The following is a 21713-nucleotide window of genomic DNA, read 5'->3' as shown; positions in this document are numbered from 1 at the left end:
CACCTCGGCGCCCTCGCGTGCGAACAGAGTCGCCTCACAGACGCTCCGGCCGCGCGCGGACCTGGTGATCAGTACCACCCTGCCGTGCAGTCTTCCTGTCATGATCGCCTCTCAAGCCATGGACGCGCCGCCGTTGACGCGGATCACGTGTCCGGTGACGCAGCGGCTCGCCTCGGACGCCAGATAGAGGACGGCACAGGCCGAGTCGACCGCCTCGGCGACCCTGCCCAGCGGAGTGGCGGTGGCCATCTTGTCCGCGAGTTCGTCGAACCCGTTCTGCTGGAACTCACCCGTCTCGTCCATGTGGCGCTCCCGGGTGATGCCGGTGTCCGTCCAGCCCGGAGCGATGCCGTTGACCCGGATGCCCCGAGGACCCAGTTCGACCGCGAAGGTACGGGTCAGAGCCTCGCCGCCCTTCTTCGCGGCGGCGTAGGAGCCGGTGCCGGGGGTGGAGAAGTCGATGATCGTGGAGAGGGTGTTGACGATGCTCGATCCCGGCCGCATCACACGGGCAGCGGCCTGGCTGCCGTAGAGAACGCTCTTGAGGTTGACCGACAGGACCCGGTCGAACTCGTCCGGTGGGACCTCCGTGAGCGGACGGCGGACCATGATGCCCGCGTTGTTGACCAGGACATCGAGCTGCCCGAACCCGGAGACGGTCTCGTCGACCAACGCGTTCACGGCGTCCGGATCGGCCACGTCCACCTGGCGTGCCACGGCTTTCCCGCCGTCCGCCTCGACGCCGGCCACGGTCTTCTCGGCGCCCTCCACATCGAGGTCGGCGACGACGACCCTGGCGCCTGCTGCGGCGAGCACGCCCGCCGCGGCCCGCCCGATGCCGCTCCCACCGCCCGTGACCACCGCCACCTTGCCGGTCAGCCGGAACATGTTCGCCAGGTCCATCTCGCTCCTCCCCCGCCGCGGTGCGGCGGTGCTGTGCTTGTGCGCGTCACTGGTCAACGGCTTACGGATACGCCTCTTTTCTTTCGCCAGTTGTGCTGGTGATGACGGTGGGGAGGTCCACCTTTCGACGACATGACCGTTCACCGGTCGCGGCATCGGCCGGACTCGGAGAGCGGGCGCCGGGACGCGGCTGCACGGGTGTCGTCGTCAGGGGGATGGACACGGGCGGCCGGGAACGAGAGAGGTGCACTGCGAAAGCGGCCGGCTGAGGCGGGTGGGATGATGGCGCTCCCACCGTCGCCGTTCGATCGGATCGTGATGCGTCGGGCCAGTGCGTGGGGTGTACTTCGGGCGGAGAACGGCCTGCGGTCCGCCGGGGGTTCATGACCGGCCTGGCCTGGGTTGTCGCTACGGGGCTGTACGCCGGTCGGGCCTCACGGCGGGTGCGCCTGGGGACACGCTGTCGGCCCGGCTACTTCGAAGAGGGGGCCGACCCGTCTTGGACGGCTCGTCATGTCGTACCAACCCCTACCCGTCCCACCTGCAGTCCGAGTCCGGCGGCGACGTGGGGAGCCACGCCCTCGGCAAGGCTGCGGTGTCCCTCGTCGCCCGGGTGAATGCCATCCACGAGATGTTCGGCCGGCATCAGATCCAGTCCCGGAACGAGCACGACGCGGTCGTCTCCGGTCGCCACGGCGAACCGGCCCACCGCCCCCTCCAGCGCCGCACGGAGATCGGCGAGACTCGCGCCGAAACGGTTGGGGACATCCTCCGCGTCCGGACGGACGATCGGACTCATCACGACGACGGGGACTTCCGGCAGCCCTGCGCGCAGGGCGGTGAGATAGAGCCGCATGGCCTCGGCGATCTGGGTGACGCTCGTCGGCAGCGACGAGTATGCGTTGGTCCCCCAGGCCAGGGCCACGGCCTCGGCCCCGGATGCGGCAACGACGTCGGCGGTCAGGATCTCGCCGCGCGCCGCGCCGGCGAAGCCGAGGTTGACCAGGTCCAGCCCGAGGGCGTCGGCGACACGTGAGGGCCACGCCAGGCCGGGCGCAGTGACCGACCAGCCCTGCGTGATGGAATCGCCGTACACGATCCATCGAGGGCCCCGCGGAGCATCTTCCAGCGGGCGGTCGCCCGCGAGTCCGACGATCCTCACCTCGGTCGTCTCCGGCAGGTAGACGCGTACGGCACTGTGCGGATCCCGCTCCGGCAACCGCACCGGCACCCTCCCACCCTCGGGCGGCAGGGGAACCTCCTGCGGCAAGCTCCCCGGGACCCGTACGACGAAGGTCTCGGGTACCACGGTGGGAGCCGGCACGGTGGTCCGCTCCCCCACCTCCACTGTCAGCTCGACCGTCGACACAGGGCCGGTGAAGGCCAGATGGACGCCGGCGGGCACGCGGGCGGCCCGCACGGTGTCGGCGGTCAGCTTCGCGCACCCGGCGACCGGCAGACGCGAGCAGTTGTCGGCCCACGACAGTCCCGGCAGGACACCACGGAGAAAGCGTTCCGGCTGAACCCGGATCATTCGGGGATCACCTCTCCATCGGGCAGCGAATGCGGATCCGTGCGTCACCACGGCCGCGGTATCCGCCTGCTCGGCCCCGGACGTCGGCCGGAGCATTGAACGCTTCTCTGCGAATCGTCTAACTTACTAAACGGATATGGCTATATTAACGAGGTGGCTCCGTCCAGCGTCAAGGAACCGTCACCACCTTTCACGACGCTCCTGCGGACCGGCCCCTCACCACTGAGGGAGGCACGATGGGCATCACGGAACTCACCCCGGACTACCGCGGTCTGATCGGACTGGAGGGCAAGCACGTACTCGTGCTCGGCGGGGGGCTGGGCATCGGCCGGCAGACCTGTCTCGCCGCGGCGAGCGTCGGCGCCAAGGTGTCCGTGGTCGACATGGACCAGGATCGGGCCAAGGCGGTCGCCGAGGAGGTCGACGGCCTGGCGCTCACCGGTGACGCGACCGACCGTGCAGCGGTCGAGCGGTTCGTCGGCGAGGCGGTGCGGCACTTCGGACCGATCCACGGGCTGGCCGACATCATCGGCATGTCCGACAACGGCCCGCTCAGCGAGGTGACCGACGAACTCTGGTACCGGGGACTCGACTTGAACCTCCGTCACGCCTTCCTCGCCCTGCAGATCGGCGCGAAGGCCATGACCGAGGGCGGTTCGATGGTGTTCGTCGGCTCCATCTCGGGCCTGCGGTCCGCCCCCGGCCACGCCGTGTACGGCGCCGCGAAGGCCGGCCTCGCGAACCTGGTCAGCACAGCCTCCCTCGAACTGGGCCCCGGCATCCGGGTCAACGTCGTCGCCCCCGGCCAGACAGCGACCCCTCGCGTGGCGGAGCGGCACCCCGAGCCCGACTACTACGACAAGGCCGCCGCACAGGTGCCGCTGGGAAGGGTGGGCAGGACGAGCGACATCGCGTCGGCCGTCCTGTTCTTCCTCACCGACCTGTCGGCGTGGATCACGGGCCAGACACTGGTGGTCGACGGAGGCGCGGGCAGGAGGTTCGCCTACACCAAGCTCTGACACATGCGGAAGCGGGGCGGGCGGAGCCGGGAATGCCAGGCCCGCCCGCCCCGCTGTCGCTCTCCCGCGTCACAGGTACGCTGCGATGGCCTTCTCGATCACCGTGCGCGGCTTGGCTCCGACGAGCGTCGTCACCACCTCACCCCGGGAGAACAGCAGGAGCGCGGGGATCGAGGAGACCCCGTGCTTCTGGGCCGCCTGCGGGCTCTCGTCGAGATTGACCTTCACGATGTCGAGGGTTCCGTCGTGCGCCTCGGCCATCGCGTCCAGGATGGGCCCCATCGCCCGGCACGGACCGCACCACGGGGCCCAGAAGTCCACGAGCACCGGCCGGCCGGACCCCTGGACGGCCTCGTCGAAGTCGTCGTCGTTGACCGCGCGAACAGTTGCTGTCACGATCACGCCCTCCTTCCTCCGCCTCGGCGCGGACCTAGCCGACGGCAGCGATCTTCTCGGTGATCGGCGTGGTCATCGTGCCGAAGACGAACTCCTTGGGCGTTCCGTGCCCGGCCACGGCGATGTTGATCGCGGCCGGATCGTTGAACGCCTGGACCGTCTGCGTGCGCTGCTCCTCCGGAGTGAGCTGGAACAGCCACTCCCACTCGGGCCGGACCAGGCCGCGCTCGCGGAAATCGATGAACGGCGCGATCACGTCGGAGATCCGGGGCCGGATGTTGTGCAGCAGGAACCGCTTCACGGCGTCCTTGCTCAGCCCCGCGTCCGAGAACCTCTTCGCCGTCTCCGGGGGCAGCAGGTAGAACAGACCGTCCTCGTTGCCCAGAAGGCCGGCCAAGGTGCTGGTCATGAAGCCGACCTGGGTGAGCGTCGGCGTGCGCGCCGCGATGGACCGGATGCGGCGGTCCGCCGGCCCGTGGTTGGAGCCGAGGTCCCACTCGCCCACCGTGTGGATCACCGTCACCGTGCTGTCGTCGGGGCGCAGGCCTTGGCCGACCTGGTACGGCTCCCAGGGGCTCTCGTCCTCGTTCTCCCCCAGCACCTGGATGTTCTTGCGCACGGTGCCGATCGTGTCGAGATCCATGCGCCCAGGGATCCATGCGCCGATGTTGCGCAGCGCGAGGGCGACCGCCCGCCCTATGCGGATGTTGACCCGGTTGTTCAGGCCCGGCCCGAGCGGGCTGCGCCCGCTGTTGATTCCGAGCTTCTTCACGAGGGGGCCGTTGACGAGGATCACGGGCGCGAAGGCCCCGGTCGACATCAGGACCGAGAGGTTCATGGGAGGGGGGCAGGCAGCGATGGCCTTGAGTGCGGCGATCACGACGGGCAGTTCCTCCGGACGGCACCCCGCCATGGCCGCGCTGACCGCGATCCGCTCCAGGGTTCCGTGGCCGTGCAGCGGGGGGACGGTGAGGACCAACTCGTCCCGGGGCCGCCCCTGGGCCTCGATGATCGCCTCCACCTTCGCCCTGGTCGGCGGGTTCAGCGGCAGACCGTCACCGAAGTCCTTCTCCAGGTAGAACGTGTTGAACGCCTCGACGGCCTCCGCCGCGTCGGCACCCTGGAAGGTGTACGTCTCCTGCCACTCCCGGTCCTCCTCCGGATCCTCGACGGCCACGGTGGCGTCGCCGGGGGACGTGACGAGGGCTTTGATGACGTCGTCCGCCGTCGGAAGGGTCTGCTCTGCCGCCTGCTCCGCCGTGAGTGCGGTGAAGACGCGGGGCACCACCACGTACTTCAACCCGGGGACGCCGAACACCTTGGCGCTCGTGCCGGTGTCCCGCTCGAAGCCCCGGGCCACGATCGTCACCTGTGGCACGCCCGCCTTCTCGGCCTGGGCGCCGTCGTGGATCAGCCACGAGGTGCAGGCACCGCAGTCCGCCGTGGCCCCGATGAGGGCGTCGCTCTCCTCGATGGCCCGCCTCAGCAGCTCGGGCTCGAAGCGGATGGAGCCGGCGTACAGGCGTATCTTGAGATCGGGGTACGTCTCCTTGATCTTCTCCGCCACCGCTCGCAGCGCGTTCTCGGCGTTGGGTTTGCTGTTGGACAGCAGGCCCAGCACCTTTCCGTTCAGTGTGTCCAGTCGCGGGGCCAGAGGGTTCGCCGCGGAATCCAGCTTGTTCGCGGTCGGGTTGACCACCTCGACGGTGGCCAGGTCTGCGCCGGCTTCGATCGTCACGGCCTCTCCTCAACGGGTGGAGTGCGGCGGGAATGTGCCGCCCTCCGGGAATCCATCAGTTCAGTTATCTGTATCAGTTATACGATTGGAGACTCCCGGTCCGTCAATACTCCCGCCGGAGATTGACGGCTCCCGCCTCCCCGACGTCAGGAGCGACATCACCGTGACCCCGGTGACGGCGGCGGCGACCACCAGCCAACCGGCCGCCCTCGGGCCTCCGGACTCGGTCAACTGCGCGGCCAGGTAGGGGGTGAGTCCGCCGCCGGCGACGGCCCCGGCGTTGTAGGCGAAGGACGCCGCCGTGTAACGGACCTCGGTCGGGAACGCCTGGGTCAACGTGACGTACATCGCCGGGGCCGCCGCGTAACCGAACGCCAGGGCCAGGACGTACAGGGCGCCCGCTCCGACGAGCGCCCAACCGCCGCCGGAGCTGATTGCCCGCATGCCGTAGAGGAGCGGGAAGATCAGGGCCGCCGCACCGCCGTAGCCCAGCAGCATCGCCGAGCCGCGTCCGAAGCGGTCGGTCCACCAGCCGCCCACGAGGAAGCCGGAGGCACCGAGGAACAGACAGACGGCTGACAGCCAGTACACCTTCAGGGCCGGCACGCCCAGGACGGACAGCAGGTAGACGCTCATGTAGTTGACCAGCACGCCGAGCACCATGGTGACGACGAGATTGAGCACCGCGGAAACCGTGATCATCCGCCAGTGACCGCGCAGGGCGGCGAGCACGGGCGACCGTTCGACCGCCTCGGCCGCGGCCAGGGACCGGAACTCCGGGGAGTCGTCGAGACGTACCCGGTACATCACCACCGCGAGCGTCATCAGGGCGGACAGCAGCAGCGGAACGCGCCAGCCCCAGTGCGCCATGTCCTTCGGGCCCAGCACCGTCACCAGCACACCGACGATCGCCGGGGAGACGGCGACGCCCAGGCTCGACCCCAGGGGTATCACCGCCTGGAACCGGCCCCGTTTGCGGCCGCCGTCGGACTCCGACACCAGCGTGGCGGCGCCGCCGATCTCCCCGCCTGCGCAGAAGCCCTGCACCATCCGGACAGCGATCAGCAGGACGGGGGCGGCGACCCCCGCCGTGCCGTACGTAGGCAGCAGCCCCATCACGGTCGTGGCACTGCCCATGCCGATGACGGTCACCAGCAGGGCGAAGCGCCGGCCGCGCCGGTCGCCGAGCCGACCGAAGAACAACGCGCCGAGGGGGCGGGCGAGATACCCCACCCCGTAGACGCCCAGCGAGGTGAGGATCCCTGTCGCCGGGTCGTCCGACGGGAAGAACAGGGGGGCCATGTAGACGACCAGGAAGCCGTAACAGGTGAAGTCGTAGAACTCGATGAACGTCCCGAGCATGCTCGCGGTCCCCACCCGCGCGGCGGTCGATCGGGCATTCCCGGTCTCGCGCGGCATGGCCGGGTTGGGTATGGCTTGCGACATCTTTGTCTCCGCCCGACGGTGTCGGATTGTCGGTGAACCGAGCGTGCGCAGGCCCGCCGTGTCACGGATGGACGACGACCTTGAAAGTCCCCGGTGGCCGGGAGGCGGCCGGCTCGAAGGCGCGTGGGGCTTCGTCGATGCCGAACCGGTGGGTGATCAGGGTGCGCGCGATCTCCGGCCGGTCCGCCAGCATCCGCGCCGAGCAGGCGCACTCGCGCGTGCCCGTGACGTCCTGCGCGTACGCCATGGAGGGCACGACCTGTGCCTCCTTGAGGAACGCGGCCTTGTAGGGCCAGGTGACGTCGGGCGTGAAGACGCCGACCGTCACCACGGTGCCGAGGGGGCGCACCAGCTCGATCGCCCGCGTCAGCCCGTTCTCGCTGCCGCTCGCCTCGACGACGACGTCGTACAGGCCCGATGGCTGGGTCGTACCGAGGCGTTCACCCGCCTCGGCCTGGAACGGATGCCTGGCCACCAGAGCGGCTTCCGGCGCTCCCATCCACAGGGCGGCGGCCGTGGCGAGGAGCCCGATGCTACCCGCCCCCACCACCGCGACCCGGGTGGCCGGTCCCGCCTCGCCCTTGCGGCAGGCGTGCCAGGCGACGGCGCCCGGCTCGACCAGCACGGCGTCGTCGGGCGACAGCCCGGCCGGCAGCGGTACCAGCGCCGACCGGGGTGCTCTGAAGTACTCCGCCATGCCTCCCGACACGGTCATGCCGAGGATGTCGCGGCCCGCCGCCCGGCACATGTTGTGCCGGCCGGCGCCGCACCACTCGCAGGTGTCGCACCGGGCCACGCCCTCCACGGCGACGGCCGTGCCGTCCGCCGTGGTCGCGGCGATCTCGTGCCCGATGATCTGTGTGCTGCCCCGCCTCAGGTACCTCAGGTCCGAGCCGCAGATGCCCACCACGGCCACCCGCACCAGCCCTCCCGCCCCGCCGGGCAGCTCGGTCTCGACGACCTCGACCCCCGGCGGCGCCCCGCGCACCGCCCTCATCGCGGTCCGCCCTCAGGCGAAGTCGTAGTCCTCGGGTTTGAACCTCGCCAGGAGTTCGTGGTACTCCTCCAGCCTCCAGGGCACGTTGACCTGCTGCCGTCCGAACTCGTTCACGTAGTAGTTGCGGTCCTTGGATCCCGGGTCGTACCAGATGAGGGAGAGCAACGCCTCGTCCAGCCGGCGGTTGTAGTCCTCGAAGACCTCGTCGCGGACGGTCAGATACCTGTGGCCCCCCTCGATGAGGGCGACGAGTGCTTCGGCCGTGTACCGGGCCCAGGTCTCCATCCACACGATCAGCGAGCCCGACCGGTTCTGCGAGTTGGGGCCGTACATGATGAACAGGTTCGGGAAGTCGGGCACCGTGATGCTGAGATAGGCGCGCGGCCCGCCGCCCCCGGGATCGCTCCACCGGTCCTCCAGCGTCTCCTCGCCCAGGCCGCGGTAGGTGGTCGGCCACAGGTACTTCTGGGTGGAGAACCCGGTGGCCGTGAAGACGAGGTCGTAGGGGCGCTCCTTGCCGTCCACGGTGCGGATGCCGGTCGGGGTGAACCGCTCGATCGTCTCCGTGACCAGCTCGACGTTGTCCTCGAGCAGCGAGGCGTACCAGTTGTTGTCGACGATGAGCCGGCGGGCCATGGGGGCGTGCCGGGGGATCAGCTTCTCCCACAGGTCGGGCCGGTTGCCCAACTTGGCCTTGATGTACTGAACGAGGCTCTCGCGATAGCCGTCGTTCGCCTCGTTGACCAGGCCTCCCGCGGCCTGCCACTCCGGGTCCGGCTCCTGGAGGACCTGACCGCCCAGCCGAAGGGTGGCGATCGAGTAGCAGTACCAGTTCCAGTAGTACGGCATCGTGTCCAGCAGCCAGCGGGTCTCGGGCGGGATGGGCTCGCCGTAGCGTTCCCGGGGGCTGATCCACTGCGGGGTGCGCTGGAAGACGCCCACGCTCCGGGCACGGCTGCGCACATGGGACAGCATCTGCACGCCGGTGGAGCCGTTGCCGATGATGGCGACGTCGCGGCCGTCGAGCAGCTCGTCGCCGGTGCACTCGGCGGTGTGCACGATCTCGCCCTGGAAGTCCTCGATGCCCGGGGTGTCGAGGCGCTTGGGTGTGGCGAACAGGCCGCTGGCGCTCACCACGGCGTTGGCGGTGAGCCGCCGCGGCCGACCGTCGACGACGGCGTCGATCGACCAGGTGCCCGTCGTCGCGTCGAAGACGGCTTCCTTCACGTCGCTGTCGAAGCTGATGTGCTCGAAGACGCCGTACTTCTTGGCCACGTGCTCCAGGTACTCACGCACTTCGCCGGCCCGCGCGAAGTACTCGGTCCACGGATAGTTCTTCTCGAAGAAGAACTGGTAGAGGAAGTTGGTGGTGTCCACCCGCACATCGGGATAGGCGTTGATGCTCCAGGTGCCGCCCAGTTCCGAGCGCCGCTCGTACACCGTGTAGGGGATGCCGAGGTGCTCCAGCTGGACGGCCACGGCGATGCCGCCGAAACCGGCGCCGATGACCGCCACGTGGAAGCCCTCGGGGAGGGCGGGCCTGGCCCCTGCCCACTGAGCCAGCCGGGGGTGGTCGTCGAAGGCGGCGAGGTCACGCCGGTACGCCCAGTCCCGGTCGGTGAGCTCCTCGTTGCGGAAGGCCTCGTACATACGGCGCAGCCGGGCGTCGTCCGGTTTCACCTCCGTGAAGTCGGTCGGCTTGTTGAGCAGGAACTCCGTCACCCTGTCCCGCAGGGTCGCCACCGCCTCCTCGGCCACGACGGTCTGGTTGAGCGCGCCGCCGTACATGGGGGTGGTCTTCAGCGGTAGTTCGAGCAGAGACTCGTCTTCGGTGGCCTGATACAGCGCGAGCCTGAGCGCGTTCAGGTCGGCGTCGTCCAGCGCGCGGTTGATGAACGCCGCGTCCACCTGCTGTGGCGCTTCCGTAGCGAGCCTGCCTTCCTCGGTCATGCGGCTCCTTCCCTGCCGGCGCGCCCGTACGTGCGGGCAACCATCCGTACATCAGGATCAATGAGTTAACTTAATCTACTCATGGAGTCGACTGCAAGATACATGCACTCCATGGTGGCGTCACCACCGTGCGACACCTCTGGCAGTCTTCCGAAAGGCGAAAACCGAACTCCCCATACAAAATGGGGAGTTCGGCCTACGCTTCGTACCCTCTCAGGCCGCCGCCGGCACGGCTGCCTGCCGTCCCAGCACTTCGCGCTCCTCCGACTTGACCGCCCGCAGCAGCACAACGATCATCGCGATCTTCCAGACGACGAACGCGACGGACGGGATCACGAGTGTGAACACACCGTCCCAGGCGAACGGACCGTCGGTCGCCACGTACACGAACACCCCGGGGAAGAAGGCGGCCGCCAGCACGAAGTTGAGCCAGCCGAACCACCGGGGGAAGATGGGCTCGGGCCGCCGGTCGACGAAGGACGAGACTCCGATCACCGCGACGTTGACGACGAAGATGACGGCGACGCCCACGTATGTGAGCCAGAACTGGTCACTGAGGAGCTGCATCAGCTCGGGATTCCGGCCCGGACGGTAAGCGGCCGTGGCCAGCACCGCGAGCGGGTAGACCCATCCCGTCGGCGCGACGACGGCCGTCGTCAGCTGGATCATCGACAGCAGACCCCAGCCACCCTCGATCCGGCGCATCTGCAGGCTCGTGATGACGGCGAACGGATAGAAGAACGGGGCGAAGACGCCCATCGTGACCACGGCCCACAGGATGCCGGTCCGGTGCTCCGTCAGGAAGTTGGCCACCTCCTGGGCGTTGTCCGACGGCGAGACGGGCGGCGAAAGATGCCCAAAGACCGAGAACGCGAGCGTGTTGGCTATCGCCACCACCACGCCGCACCAGACCGACATACGATAGAGCTTGAACTTCAGCTTTTCGTCCATGGGATCTCCCTTGATCCTTCGCATGTTCGGGTACTGCCTGGACGTCGCAGCCGATGAGGCCGAGAAAAGGGAGAGCCGACCGCGGCGCCGTTCACCTGGTTGCGGGCACTACGAAAAGACAGAGAAGCGCGGCTTGGTCAACACATCGAGGAAACCGCGTCGGCTCGTTTCCCTCCGACCCGTTCCACGCCTCCGTCGATGCGGAAGTCCGGCTGCGTCGTCATGGTGACGTCGTCCTCGCCTCGCATCGCGGCTCTCCTGGGGCCGGCAGCGTCCGATGGGCGCGGTGCCCGGTCGGCTGGATCCAACATCAGGAGAGTAGGTGGCGGCTGTCGCCCGTCGGCCGCCTGTACCGCTGACCGGGACACTACTTGCGGAGCGCGGCGTCAGGCGTCAGCCAAGAGCGGGCGCGTCATCGCAGGCGGAAATCCGCCAGGGCGGCCGGCCCGGTCAGGAGAAGAGGTCCACCACGGGCTTGTTGCGAAGGTCGTCCTTGAGGAGATAAGTGGCCGCGACCTTCATGTGGTTGCGCCAGTGCCGCTCGGCGCTCTCGGCGTCCCGAGCCTCGACCAGGGTCACAAGGCGCTTGTACGCCTTGATGGCGCGCTGGAAGCGCTCGGGCGACTCGGTCTTGTCGAAGTTCCGGGCGACGCGCAGTTCGAGGTGGGTCGCCACGATCTCCTGGAGGACCGCCCCCTGGACCGCCATGGTCTTGTTGCCCGAACGCTCCATGATCAGCTCGTGGAACCGGTAGGTGAGCCGCGACCACTGAGCCGGATCGGGCACGGCGTCGTCCTTCGACTCGACCGCGGACTGCAGCTCCGTCACCACCTCGCTGAGATCGGCGAGGTCCTGCTTGGTACGACGCTTGGCCAGCATGCGCGCGCACGCCGGCTCAGCGACCATCCGGGCTTCGTAGACGTCGTCGACGGTGGTCCCCTGCATCTGCAGGAGCAGTCCGACGTGTCGGGCCGCCACCGAGAAATCCGGCGCCATGACCTGAGCGCCACCCCGGCTGCCGCGACGGACACTGATGAGCATCTCGGCCTCGAGGATGCGGAATGCCTCTCGCAGGGTGGGCCGCGAGACACCGAACTGCTCCATGAGCTGCATTTCGGGCGGCAGGGTCTCGCCGGGGATGAGCTCACCCTGGACGATCCGGCGGCGCAGCTGCGCCGCAATCAGCTCCGCCGTCTTGGGCGCGCGGACAGTCTGACCGACTTGCGACCCCAGTGTGGCACTCATGGCAATGAGTGTACTTGATTAGGCAGTCTCATCACCCGCCTCCCCGCAAGGCCGTCCTGCCGCACCCCAGCCCTCCTGAACACTCCCGCTGAGCGGGATGACCTGGCACTCCACTCCCAAATCAGTTTACTAATTTATCCAATCGCTGCTAACGTCAAGATGCGTGAAGGGCATGATGATGTCGGTGGACGCGCGATGAGCCTCAGTCTCGACGAGGGACAGGAGGAACTGCGCCTGCTGGTGCGCGGATTCCTCTACGACAAGGCCGTTGGCCGCAGGCCGCCACCCTCCGGCACCCACCCGGAGAACTACGACCCGGCCCTCTGGCGACAGCTCTCCGGTGAGCTGGGCCTCACCGGTCTCGCCGTGCCCGAGCGATACGGTGGCGCCGGACTCGGTCCGGCCGAACTGGGTGTCGTTCTGGAGGAGATGGGCCGCACCCTCTGTCAGAGTCCCTTCTTCGCGACCGTCGCGCTGGCCGGCCAGGCTCTGGCGCGGTGCGGTGACGAGACGGCGCGGGAGCGGTGGCTTCCGGGTATCGCCTCGGGGGCGCTCACCGCCGCCCTGGCAACAGGTGAACCGAGTGCCCCATGGGACGGCGACGCCCTGGCGACCGTGGCCGAGCACCAGCGTGACGGCTGGGTGCTCTCCGGCACGAAAACGTACGTCGTCGACGGCCACACCGCCGACCTGCTGCTCGTGACCGCGCGGTGCCCCGACGGTCTCGGGGTCTTCGCCGTACCGGCGGACGCACCCGGTCTGACCCGCACCGTGCTGGACTCCCTGGACCCGACGCGGCCTCTGGCAAGGATCCGCCTCGGCGCCACCCCGGCGACAAGGATCAGTGACGGCGACGCCTGCGACCGGATCGCGGCCGTGTACGACCTCGTACGGGCGGCGCTCGCCGCCGAGCAGGTCGGAGGAGCCGCAGCGTGTCTCGACATGGCCGTCGACCATGCCACGACACGGGAGCAGTTCGGTCGGCCGATCGGTTCCTTCCAGGCGATCAAGCACAAGTGCGCGCAGCTCCTCGTCGAGGTGGAGTGCGCCCGGTCGGCGGCCAGGTTCGCCGGGTCCGTCGTGGGCACGCCCGGAACCGAGGCGGCGATCGCGGCGACCGTGGCCCGCGCCTACTGCTCCGAGGCGTTCACCCACGCGGCCAAGGAGAACATCCAGATCCACGGCGGGATCGGCTTCACCTGGGAGCACCGCGCGCACCTCTACCTGCGCCGGGCCAAGTCGTCCGAGCTGCTGTTCGGCACGCCGCGCGAGGAACGAGCCCGGCTCACCCGGCTCACCACGGCAGGAGGAGCCCGCCCATGACCACCCCTTCGGCACTCCCGCAGACCCCGGAGTCGCTCGACGCCTTCCGCACCCGGCTGCGGGACTTCCTCGCCTCTCACGGTCCCGGCCGGCGTCCACGGGATCCCGAGGAGCGCTTCGCCTGGACCCGCGCGTGGCAGGCCACACTCTTCGACCACGGCTTCGCCGGGCCCGGCTGGCCCAAGCAGTACGGCGGGATGGACCTGCCGTTCGCCCACCAGGTGGTGTACCAGGAGGAGCTGGCGCGCGCCCGGGTGCCCGGCCCCGTCGGGACGGGCCTGGGCATCGCCGCGCCGACGATCATCAAGTTCGGCAGCGACGAGCAGAAGCGGCGCTGGCTGCCCTCCATGCTGCGCGGGGACACCGTGTGGGCACAGGGCTATTCCGAGCCGGAGGCCGGCTCCGACCTGCCGAGCCTGCGCACCACCGCACGTCGGGAAGGCGACATGTACGTGGTCAATGGGCAAAAGGTGTGGACGAGTCACGCCTCCAGGGCCGACGTCTTCTTCACGCTGGTGCGCACGGGCACCCGAGAGTCACGGCAGCGCGGGATCACCTACCTCATCGTCGACGCGCACGCCCCGGGCGTGCAGGTGCGGCCGCTGCGCGATCTGACCGGGGGGCATCTGTTCGCAGAGGTGTTCTTCGACGACGTCCTGGTGCCGGTCGCCGACCGGGTCGGTGAGGAGAACGAGGGCTGGCCGCTGGTCCGCACCAGCCTGGGGCACGAACGCGCCGCGGGCGCCATGAACCAGGCCGCGATCTACCGGCGCGTCCTCAGCGAACTCCAGCAGCTCCTCGCCGAACGGCGCCTGCTGGACGACGCGGACGTGCGCGACCGGATGGCCGACTTCGAGATCCGGGTCCGGATCATGCGCTACAACGGGCAGCGCACCATCTCCGACATCCTCACCCATGGAGAGCCGGGCCCGGTCTCCTCCGTGGCGCGTCTGCACATCACCGCCTTCGAGCAGGACGTCCACGAGTTCGCCGTCGACGTGCTCGGCCCGGCCGGCCTACTGGGTCGAGACTCCGAGGAGGCGGTCCAGCGCGGCAGGTGGCTCTACGGCTTCCTGCGCACGCGCGCCTCCACCATCGGCGCGGGGACCGCCGAGATCCAGCGCAACACGCTCGCCGAGCAGGTCCTCGGCCTCCCCCGCGATCCCGGCATGCCCTCGGTCTGAGGTCGTCCGACGCGCCGCGGCGGTCCTCCTTCGGGCACTCCAGGACGCCGCCTCCCATGAACAGGAGAGACGATGAGGCTCGACACCAGCGCCGAACTCGACACCTTCCGCGCCGAGGTGCGCTCGTTCATCCACACCCACGCACCCGGCAGGAAGACCCACGCGGGAGTGCGGGCGCCCGCCGCCCGTCTCGTGCCCGAGTTGCGCTGCTGGATCGCCCGGCTCCATGACGCCGGCTATCTCGGCAGGTCGTGGCCGACGGAGTACGGGGGTCTCGCCGATCCGCGGCCCGAGTACGCCTTCGTCGTCGCCGAGGAACTGGCACGGGCCCGCGCCTGGGGGCAGATCGGTGCCGGCGCCCTGGCCTCGGGAGCCCTGCTGGCCCACGGGACCGAGGAGCAGAAGCGGCACTTCCTGCCCCGGCTGCGATCCGGGCAGGACCTGTGGTGCCAGCTGTTCAGCGAGCCGGAGGCGGGCAGCGACCTGGCGGGGCTGCGGACCCGGGCCCGCCAGGAGGGCGACCACTTCGTGGTGGACGGGCAGAAGGTATGGACGACCAACGCCCAGCACGCCGACGTCGGATACCTCCTCGCGCGTACTGACCCGGATGGGCCGAAGACCCGGGGCATCACCGCGTTCGCGCTGGACATGCGCTCGCCGGGGGTGGAGATCCGGCCGCTCAGGGAGATCACCGGGACCGCCGACTTCAACGAGGTGTTCCTGGACGGGGTGCGCGTCCCGGCCGACCGGGTGATCGGTGAGGTCGGCCAGGGGTGGCGTGTCGCCGGTGCGAGCCTGGCCCAGGAGCGCGGTTCGGTCGCCGCACGGAGCGCCGAAATGCTCAACGATCTGAACGGCCTGCTGGAGCTGGCGTCCGCGCCGGGTCCGGCCGGAGCCCCCGCCTCGGCGGACGCTGCCGTGCGGGCCCGGCTGGGCCGTCTGGCCGCGCGCGTGCACGTCGCCGACCTGATGAGCAAGGCCGTGCAGTCCCGCATGGCGGCGGGAACCGACGAGCCGACCGATCCGGCGATGGTCAAGGTCTTCTACAGCGAGACCAACCTCGACGCCGTCTCGCTCGGCGTCCAACTGCAAGGACTCGACGGCCTCCTGACCGAGGGCGACGACCGCGCCGTGGCCGGGGGCTACTGGCAGGACGCCCTCCTCTACGCACGGGCCTACACCATCGCCGGGGGCGCCAACGAGGTCCTGCGCACGACCATCGCCGAGCGGGCCCTGGGACTCCCCCGTGAGCCCCGTTCCTGATCCGGTCCGGCCGGGACAGCCACGTCGTACCGAAGAGTCACAGCTGAGAGAGGCGGAAACCGTGCTGAGCGTTGCCGAGTACGACACCTTGGCCGAGCAGGTCAGCAACTGGAAGCGGTGGGGCGCGGACGACCAGCTCGGGACCCTGAATTTCATCACCCCCGAGGTGGTCAGGAAGGGGACGGCCTCGGTGATCACGGGCGATAGCTTCTCCTTGTCCATGTCGCTGTCGCTGGACGGCCCGCAGAACGGTGTCGGAGTCCCGGGACGCATCAACCCGGTCCGGACCATGCTCGCGATCAACACGCGGATGGGCAACTCCCCGGACTCGGTCGCCTACAGCGACGACATCGTGGTGACCCCCACGCAGGCGGCGACGCACTGGGACGCGCTGTCCCACTGCAGCCACCGCGGCGTCATGTACAACGGCATACCGGCGAACGCGATCGACGCCTCCGGCGCCGCGAAGCTCGGCATCGAGGCGGCCGGCACCATCGTGTCGCGCGGCATCCTCCTGGACGTGGCCCGGTATGAGGGCGTCGACGTCCTTCCGGGCAGGTTCCCGGTGACGCGCGCCGTTCTGGAGGCCGTAGAGGAGGCTCAGGGGACACCGGTGGAGGAGGGCGACATCGTCCTCATCCGGACCGGGCAGGTGACGCACTTCCTGGCGGCGGACGTGCCGAGCTATCGGCGGCCGGTGCCCGCGCTCGACTACGACGCCCCCCTCTTCTTCCACGAACGGGGCGTTGCGGCGGCGGCCATCGACAACATGCCCATGGAACTGATCCCGGCGAACGTCGAGGACGTCATGCTGCCCGTCCACGTCCTGACCCTGGTGATGATGGGCATGATCCAGGGACAGAACTGGGTGCTCGAAGACCTCGCCGCGGCCTGCGCCCGGGACCGGCGCTACACCTTCCTGCTCAACGCGACGCCCGAGCGCTTCCTGCGGAGCACCGGCGGCCTGGTGAACCCCGTAGCCATCCGGTGACGTGCGGCACATGTCCGTGCGGAGGGCGATCGTACGGCGGGCGGTGCGGAGGGAGCCTGGCCACGGCTCCTGCCGCACCACTCGCCGTTCAGGCCCCGGCAACGGGTCCGGGGCGGACGGTCCGCCGTGCTAACTCCCCGACCACACGGGTTCCCTGCGCTCCACGAAGGCCCGCGCTCCTTCCTGCGCGTCCTGCGACGCGAACACGGCGTCGGACAGGGGGGCCTGCCTGCTCCACACCTCGTCCTGCGGCCATCCGGGTGCGGCGCTCGCCACCGCTTTCGCGCACTGCACAGCCAGGGGCGCGTTCTCGGCGATACGTGAGGCGAGCCGGAGCGCCGCTTTCAGCGCCTGTCCGTCGTCCACGACACGGTTGACCAGTCCCAGCCGCTCGGCCCTCCCGGCTTCGATGGGATCGCCGGTGAGCAGCAGTTCCATCGCGATGGAGCGAGGCAGGCGCTGGGGCAGCCTGATCATTCCACCGCCCCGTGCCACCAGACCGCGCTTGACCTCGGGCAGTCCAAAGCGCGCACTGTGCGATGCCACCACCATGTCGCAGGCAAGGGCGAGTTCGCAGCCGCCGCCGAGCGCCCAGCCCTCGACGGCGGCGATGATCGGCTTCTTCGGGGGTGCCTCCACGAGTCCGGCGAAGCCGCGGCCGGGCAGCGCCGGACGCTCTCCGAGCGCGAACCGCTTGAGGTCCATGCCCGCGCAGAAGGTCCCGCCGGCCCCGGTGAGCACGGCGACGGACAGCTCCGGTGAACCGTCCAGCCGGTCGACGGCCTCGGCGATCAGACGGGCCGCCGTCAGGGTCATCGCGTTCTTCTGCGTCGGCCTGTTGACCGTGACCACGAGGACCCGGTCGTGGCGGTCCACCAGGACCTCGGGCTCGGCGCTCATCGGGCACCCATGCGCAGGGCGCCGTCGAGGCGGACCGTCTCCCCGTTGATGTAGGGGTTGCGTACCAGCGTCAGCGCGAGATCGGCGTAGTCCGCGGCGTTCCCGAGGCGCTTGGGATGGGGGATGGTCTCGGCGATGCTCTGCCGGATGTCCTCGCGGAGCCTGGCGAGCATCGGGGTGTCGAAGGTCCCGGGCGCGATGGTGTTGACCCGGATCGCCCAGCCGGCGAGGTCGCGGGCGGCCACCAGGGTCATCGCGTGCACACCTCCCTTGGAGGCGGCGTACGAGGTCTGGCCGATCTGTCCCTCGAAGGCCGCCGCGGAGGCGGTCAGCACGATGGCTCCGCGGTCGCCGTCCTCAATGGTGTTGCCCGCCATGGCCGCGGCGGCCAGACGCAGGACGTTGTAGCTGCCGACGAGGTTGACCTCCAGGACCTGCCGGTAGCTGTTCAGTGGGGCGGGCGCACCTGACTTGTCGAGGATGCGCAACCGGTCTCCTCCGCGGCCCGCGCAGTGCACGACGGCCCGCAGGTTCCCGCTCTCCTGGGCCGCTTCCAGCGGAGCCCGCAGGCTGTCCTCGTCGGTGATGTCGGCGGGCACGAACCGGACTCCGCCTCCGATCGCGTCCGCCGTCTCGGCACCGGGCGAGCCGGGCAGGTCGGTGATGACCACCTTCGCCCCCGCCTCGGCGAACGCGGCCGCGGTGGCGGCTCCGAGTCCGGACGCACCGCCGGTGACGAGTGCGGAGATCGCGTCTAGTCGCATCTGTTCTCCGGGAGTTGGGCCGGCTCCAGGCCGGCATGTCGACACGCACATCATTCTCAGCTTCGGACTGACGCCTATCAGGCATCTCAGATGAAAGATCTGTCTCTTTCAACGGGAGCATCGACACTCGTCGACGGGCCTCCCCTTGGCTCTACCTGGACAGCGCCGATAGAATCAAGTAACTAATTTACCTCATAGGTCCCGCCTCTCAGTAGAAGGGCGCCATGACGAATCAGGCCCGCTCGCACCCAGCCGAACGCACCTTGCCTCCGCTGTCGGACTGGCTCCGTCGCGTGATGGACCTCGACCCGACCGCGACGGCGCTGACCTTCGCGGAGTCGAGCTTCCCCTGGTCGTACTTCGGCGACGCCACCCGTGACCTGGACCGGCTTCTGCGGAGTCATACGACCGCTCACCGGATCGGCCTCGTCCTGCGCAACAGGCCGGGCCAGTTGGCCGCGCTGCTGGCGACGATCGCCACCGGCCGACAAGTCATCACTCTCAGCCCGCACGTGGGCGAGTCAGGTCTCGGCGACGACATCCGCTCCCTGCGCCCGGACGTCGTCATCGCCGACGAGGAGGACTGGAACCGGGACGCCGTCCGCTGCGCGGCCGAGGACGTCGGCGCCGTACCCCTGCTCGTCACGCCGGAGTCGGGGTTGCGGCCCTGCCCGGCGTCCTGGGCACCGGCACCGGCCGGGCTGCCCATGGACGATGTGGCGGTGGTGATGATGACCAGCGGCACGACCGGCAAGCCCAAGCGCGTCTGTCTGGCCTATCCGCAGCTCACCGCCGCCTTCGAAGCCGCCGGAACGGAACTCGACGACAACACCGGGCCGCGCCTGCGGCGGGGCTCCTCCATCCTCTGGTCCTCACTCGCCCACATCAGCGGGCTCTACTTCGCGATCGCCCATGCCGTCGACGGGCGGTGCGTCGCCCTGATGGAGCGGTTCCACGTCGAGGAGTGGGCCGAGTTGGTGCGCCGGCTCCGGCCGCGGCAGCTGCGCCTGCCGCCGACCGCGATCCGTATGGTGCTGAGCGCGGACCTGCCCGTCGACACGTTCAGCGGCGTGCGGGCGATCGGTTCGGGCACTGCGCCCCTGCCGCCGGAGCTGGCCGAGGAGTTCGAGTCTCGGTACGGGGTGCCCGTCCTCACCACCTACGGCGCCACCGAGTTCGCCGGCGCGATCGCGGGCTGGTCGGTCGCCGATCACCGCCGATGGGCCGGTGTCAAGCGCGGCAGCGTGGGCCGCGCGCACCGCGGCATCGACTTGCGTATCGTCGATCGCGCCACACAGGAGGTCAAGGCGCCCGGCAGCATCGGACTGCTCGAGGTGCGCGGTCCTCAACTGCCCTCGACCGACGGGAGCTGGTTGCGCACGAACGACCTGGCCTCGCTGGACGAGGACGGTTTCCTGTTCATTCACGGCCGTGCGGACGACGCGATCAACCGTGGCGGCTTCAAGATTCCACCGAGCGTGATCGAGGACGCCCTCCACCAGCATCCGGCCGTGAGCGACGCGACCGCCGTCGGCCTTCCGGACGAACGCCTGGGTGAAGTGCCCGTCGCGGCGGTCACCTTGTGCGGTCAGGCCAGCACACAGGATCTGCTCGATCACCTGGCGGAGCGCCTGACGCGCTATCAGATGCCGGTGGACCTGAGGATTCTGGACCAGTTGCCGCGCACTCCCTCACTCAAGGTCGACCGGCCCCGGCTCCAGGAACTCTTCGCGGCCGGGAGGACGCCGGAAGACGCACCTGACAAGTCCGGCAGGCCGACCGGTGAACCGTCCCCCGATCCCGCTTGAGGCGACCCAGCCGCCGGGCAGCAGCCTGTCCACGAACCAAGGAGAGACCTTGACCACATTGACGGACAGGCCGGACTACGGCCTCCTCACCGATGAGGCCGTCGAGCGCTCACGCCGCCGCATCGGTGTTCCCCAGCGTCGCCTACCGCCGCACAACCTCGAGGTGACAGCCGACGGAATACGTCACTTCGCGCTCGGATACGGTGATGACAATCCTCTGTGGTGCGACCCGGCGCATGGCCCGACCACCCGGTGGCAGGGCACGATCGCGCCCCCGAACTTCCTGTACACCATGGGTGAGAACGCCATCGAGCCGGACGCAGGCGCCAAGGCGATCCTCAAGGGCGACCCGTTCGCCGGGCTCGGCGCCTACCAGGCGGTCATGGAGTTCGAGTACTACCGGCCGCTGCGTCTGGGTGACCGCTGCTCCTGTCTGCGAGCCCAGGTCGGTGTCCAGGTCAAGCCGAGTTCCTTCGGCGGCAGGGCCGCCCATGTGACCAACGACTTCCTGTTCGCCGACGGTGCGGGCAAGGTGACAGCGATCCAGCGCGGCACCTGGATTCACGCCGAACGGCACACCAGCAGGAAGCGGTCGGGTGAGAAGGAGGCCCTGACCCTCCCGCCCTACACCGCCGAGGAACTCGCCGAGATCGACGCCGCCTACGACGCCGAGGAGCGGCGGGGCGCGAACACCCGCTACTTCGAGGACGTCCGTGTCGGCGACGAGCTCCAGCCGCGGGTCAAGGGCCCGCTCACGGTGACCGACATGGTCGTCTGGCACGTGGGCTGGGGCATGCAGCTGACCCCACCAGGAGCCTTTGCCGTCGCCCGGCGGGTGCGGCGCAAGGCCCCTGGTCTGTACCCGCCCAACGCCCGGAACATCCCTGACACCGTGCAGCGGCTGCACTGGGAGCCCGAGCGCGCACGGGAACTCGGCATCCCCATGAGCTACGACTACGGCGGCATGCGCGAGACCTGGCTGACACACGCGCTCACGGACTGGATGGGCGACGACGGCTGGCTGTTCAGACTCCGATGCGAGCACCGCAAGTTCAACTACATCGGCGACACGACGTGGGTGCGCGGCACCGTGGTCGACAAGGTGCGGGTCGACGGTCGCAACGAGGTGCACATCGAGGTGTCCTGCCACAACCAGCGCGGGGAGGTCTCGACGCCCGGCCGGGCCGTGGTCCTGTTGCCGACGCGCGAGGCTCCGGTGCGGCTGCCGGACCCTCCGGCCGACAGCCTCACCGATCTGCTGGACGTGGAGATCGCACGGTTCGCCGGATGACCGGGCAGCC

18 protein-coding genes are annotated in these 21713 nt (G+C 69.5%); 7 read left to right on the top strand and 11 right to left on the bottom strand.

All coding sequences use genetic code 11. From position 1 onward, the window contains the following. Nucleotides 1-111: 111 nt before the first annotated feature. Nucleotides 112-903: an SDR family oxidoreductase gene (locus AB0959_RS14395; RefSeq protein WP_366826711.1), complete on the bottom strand. Its 792-nt coding sequence runs from the start codon at nt 901-903 to the stop codon at nt 112-114. A gap of 511 nt (nt 904-1414) precedes the next feature. Next, nucleotides 1415-2437, bottom strand: a complete 1023-nt coding sequence (locus AB0959_RS14390; RefSeq protein WP_366826710.1) for a GDSL-type esterase/lipase family protein — start codon at nt 2435-2437, stop codon at nt 1415-1417. 236 nt (nt 2438-2673) lie between these two features. Between AB0959_RS14390 and AB0959_RS14385 the strand changes: the two genes are divergently transcribed. Further along, nucleotides 2674-3456, top strand: coding sequence for an SDR family oxidoreductase (locus AB0959_RS14385; RefSeq protein WP_366826709.1), 783 nt, complete (start codon nt 2674-2676; stop codon nt 3454-3456). Nucleotides 3457-3525: 69 nt separating this feature from the next. Here AB0959_RS14385 and trxA read toward each other — a convergent pair whose 3' ends face one another. From trxA to AB0959_RS14350, 7 genes are all read right to left on the bottom strand, one after another. Continuing rightward, nucleotides 3526-3852: a thioredoxin gene (gene trxA / locus AB0959_RS14380; RefSeq protein ID WP_366826708.1), complete on the bottom strand. Its 327-nt coding sequence runs from the start codon at nt 3850-3852 to the stop codon at nt 3526-3528. A 34-nt stretch (nt 3853-3886) separates the two neighbouring features. Further along, the gene (locus AB0959_RS14375; RefSeq protein WP_366826707.1) at nt 3887-5590 is read right to left on the bottom strand and encodes a hypothetical protein; all 1704 of its coding nucleotides are present in this window, start codon (nt 5588-5590) and stop codon (nt 3887-3889) included. A gap of 60 nt (nt 5591-5650) precedes the next feature. Further along, nucleotides 5651-7036, bottom strand: coding sequence for an MFS transporter (locus AB0959_RS14370; protein ID WP_366826706.1), 1386 nt, complete (start codon nt 7034-7036; stop codon nt 5651-5653). A 61-nt stretch (nt 7037-7097) separates the two neighbouring features. Continuing rightward, the gene (locus AB0959_RS14365; RefSeq protein ID WP_366826705.1) at nt 7098-8033 is read right to left on the bottom strand and encodes an alcohol dehydrogenase catalytic domain-containing protein; all 936 of its coding nucleotides are present in this window, start codon (nt 8031-8033) and stop codon (nt 7098-7100) included. Nucleotides 8034-8045: 12 nt separating this feature from the next. Further along, nucleotides 8046-9983 (bottom strand): NAD(P)/FAD-dependent oxidoreductase, encoded by a 1938-nt coding sequence (locus AB0959_RS14360; protein WP_366826704.1) that lies wholly within the window; start codon nt 9981-9983, stop codon nt 8046-8048. 213 nt (nt 9984-10196) lie between these two features. After that, nucleotides 10197-10934: a hypothetical protein gene (locus AB0959_RS14355; protein ID WP_366826703.1), complete on the bottom strand. Its 738-nt coding sequence runs from the start codon at nt 10932-10934 to the stop codon at nt 10197-10199. Between the two features lie 450 nt (nt 10935-11384). Then, nucleotides 11385-12179, bottom strand: a complete 795-nt coding sequence (locus AB0959_RS14350) for an FCD domain-containing protein (protein WP_366826702.1) — start codon at nt 12177-12179, stop codon at nt 11385-11387. A gap of 195 nt (nt 12180-12374) precedes the next feature. Between AB0959_RS14350 and AB0959_RS14345 the strand changes: the two genes are divergently transcribed. The 4 genes from AB0959_RS14345 (at nt 12375) to AB0959_RS14330 (ending at nt 16940) form a co-directional block, all read left to right on the top strand. After that, nucleotides 12375-13502 carry an acyl-CoA dehydrogenase family protein gene (locus AB0959_RS14345; RefSeq protein ID WP_366826701.1) on the top strand — a complete coding sequence of 376 codons (1128 nt, stop codon included), beginning with the start codon at nt 12375-12377 and terminating at the stop codon, nt 13500-13502. Beyond that, the gene (locus AB0959_RS14340) at nt 13499-14686 is read left to right on the top strand and encodes an acyl-CoA dehydrogenase family protein (RefSeq protein ID WP_366826700.1); all 1188 of its coding nucleotides are present in this window, start codon (nt 13499-13501) and stop codon (nt 14684-14686) included. Before AB0959_RS14345 ends, AB0959_RS14340 begins: the two co-directional genes overlap by 4 nt. Nucleotides 14687-14758: 72 nt before the next feature. Next, on the top strand, nt 14759-15949 hold the full coding sequence (locus AB0959_RS14335) for an acyl-CoA dehydrogenase family protein (RefSeq protein WP_366826699.1): 1191 nt from the start codon (nt 14759-14761) through the stop codon (nt 15947-15949). Nucleotides 15950-16013: 64 nt separating this feature from the next. Beyond that, nucleotides 16014-16940, top strand: a complete 927-nt coding sequence (locus AB0959_RS14330; protein ID WP_366826867.1) for a cyclase family protein — start codon at nt 16014-16016, stop codon at nt 16938-16940. Nucleotides 16941-17069: 129 nt separating this feature from the next. On the opposite strand, the gene AB0959_RS14325 is transcribed toward AB0959_RS14330, so the two are convergent. Next, nucleotides 17070-17840: a crotonase/enoyl-CoA hydratase family protein gene (locus AB0959_RS14325; protein WP_366826698.1), complete on the bottom strand. Its 771-nt coding sequence runs from the start codon at nt 17838-17840 to the stop codon at nt 17070-17072. Then, a complete protein-coding gene (locus AB0959_RS14320) occupies nt 17837-18604 on the bottom strand; it encodes an SDR family NAD(P)-dependent oxidoreductase (protein ID WP_366826697.1) in 768 nt (255 codons plus the stop codon). The genes AB0959_RS14325 and AB0959_RS14320 overlap by 4 nt, the downstream gene beginning before the upstream one ends. 224 nt (nt 18605-18828) lie before the next feature. Here AB0959_RS14320 and AB0959_RS14315 point away from each other — a divergent pair, with 224 nt between their 5' ends. Both AB0959_RS14315 and AB0959_RS14310 read left to right on the top strand, forming a co-directional pair. Next, on the top strand, nt 18829-20412 hold the full coding sequence (locus AB0959_RS14315; protein WP_366826696.1) for a class I adenylate-forming enzyme family protein: 1584 nt from the start codon (nt 18829-18831) through the stop codon (nt 20410-20412). A gap of 49 nt (nt 20413-20461) precedes the next feature. Then, on the top strand, nt 20462-21703 hold the full coding sequence (locus AB0959_RS14310; RefSeq protein ID WP_366826695.1) for a MaoC family dehydratase N-terminal domain-containing protein: 1242 nt from the start codon (nt 20462-20464) through the stop codon (nt 21701-21703). The last annotated feature ends 10 nt before the right edge of the window (nt 21704-21713 follow it).

Origin of the sequence: Streptomyces sp. NPDC046862 (assembly GCF_040704615.1) — a bacterium.
Taxonomy (GTDB): Bacteria; Actinomycetota; Actinomycetes; order Streptomycetales; family Streptomycetaceae; genus Streptomyces.
This window is presented reverse-complemented; position numbering and strand designations above follow the sequence as displayed.

Coding starts and splice junctions, on each gene's coding strand:
- AB0959_RS14355 (WP_366826703.1), bottom strand. CDS start 10,934: ATGGACGAAAAGCTGAAGTTCAAGCTCTATCGTATGTCGGTCTGGTGC.
- AB0959_RS14370 (WP_366826706.1), bottom strand. CDS start 7,036: ATGTCGCAAGCCATACCCAACCCGGCCATGCCGCGCGAGACCGGGAAT.
- AB0959_RS14320 (WP_366826697.1), bottom strand. CDS start 18,604: ATGCGACTAGACGCGATCTCCGCACTCGTCACCGGCGGTGCGTCCGGA.
- AB0959_RS14350 (WP_366826702.1), bottom strand. CDS start 12,179: ATGAGTGCCACACTGGGGTCGCAAGTCGGTCAGACTGTCCGCGCGCCC.
- AB0959_RS14365 (WP_366826705.1), bottom strand. CDS start 8,033: ATGAGGGCGGTGCGCGGGGCGCCGCCGGGGGTCGAGGTCGTCGAGACC.
- AB0959_RS14345 (WP_366826701.1), top strand. CDS start 12,375: ATGAGCCTCAGTCTCGACGAGGGACAGGAGGAACTGCGCCTGCTGGTG.
- AB0959_RS14360 (WP_366826704.1), bottom strand. CDS start 9,983: ATGACCGAGGAAGGCAGGCTCGCTACGGAAGCGCCACAGCAGGTGGAC.
- AB0959_RS14395 (WP_366826711.1), bottom strand. CDS start 903: ATGGACCTGGCGAACATGTTCCGGCTGACCGGCAAGGTGGCGGTGGTC.
- AB0959_RS14335 (WP_366826699.1), top strand. CDS start 14,759: ATGAGGCTCGACACCAGCGCCGAACTCGACACCTTCCGCGCCGAGGTG.
- AB0959_RS14325 (WP_366826698.1), bottom strand. CDS start 17,840: ATGAGCGCCGAGCCCGAGGTCCTGGTGGACCGCCACGACCGGGTCCTC.
- AB0959_RS14390 (WP_366826710.1), bottom strand. CDS start 2,437: ATGATCCGGGTTCAGCCGGAACGCTTTCTCCGTGGTGTCCTGCCGGGA.
- AB0959_RS14315 (WP_366826696.1), top strand. CDS start 18,829: ATGACGAATCAGGCCCGCTCGCACCCAGCCGAACGCACCTTGCCTCCG.
- AB0959_RS14385 (WP_366826709.1), top strand. CDS start 2,674: ATGGGCATCACGGAACTCACCCCGGACTACCGCGGTCTGATCGGACTG.
- AB0959_RS14340 (WP_366826700.1), top strand. CDS start 13,499: ATGACCACCCCTTCGGCACTCCCGCAGACCCCGGAGTCGCTCGACGCC.